1 pseudogene is annotated in these 438 nt (G+C 63.5%); it reads left to right on the plus strand.

From position 1 onward, the window contains the following. Positions 1-438, plus strand: a pseudogene (locus tag CDV44_RS28220) (MFS transporter); the annotation flags it as partial.

Below are 438 nucleotides of genomic sequence, written 5' to 3' on the forward strand. Positions count from 1 at the left end.
GAGCGCATCGGGCAACATCGCGCGTTCGTCGCGTTCACCGCGCTGGCCGCCCTGTTCGTGATGGGCTTTGCCGTGAGCGAGACCACGCTCATGCTCTGCGTGCTGCGGCTCGGCACCGGCTTCGCTCTGATGGGCATGTACACGACCGTGGAAAGCTGGCTCAACGGCTCGGTGCCGAACACCATGCGTGGACGCGTGTTCGGCTCCTATCTCACGATCAACTACCTCGCCTTAAGCACCGGACAGTTCCTGCTCAATATCGGCGAAGCGGGCAGCGAGGGGCAGCTTCTGCTCGTCGCAGGTCTGTTCGTCGCGGCAATTCTGCCGATCACGCTCATGCAGGGCTGGCCCACGCGAGTGGCCGACGAGCGGCTCGGCAAACAACCGGCCATCAGTCTCTTCGACAGCATTGCCGAAATGGCACGCGCTACGCCGATT

The sequence above is a fragment of the Pandoraea sp. PE-S2R-1 genome, assembly GCF_002179865.1.
In the GTDB taxonomy this organism is placed as follows: domain Bacteria; phylum Pseudomonadota; class Gammaproteobacteria; order Burkholderiales; family Burkholderiaceae; genus Pandoraea.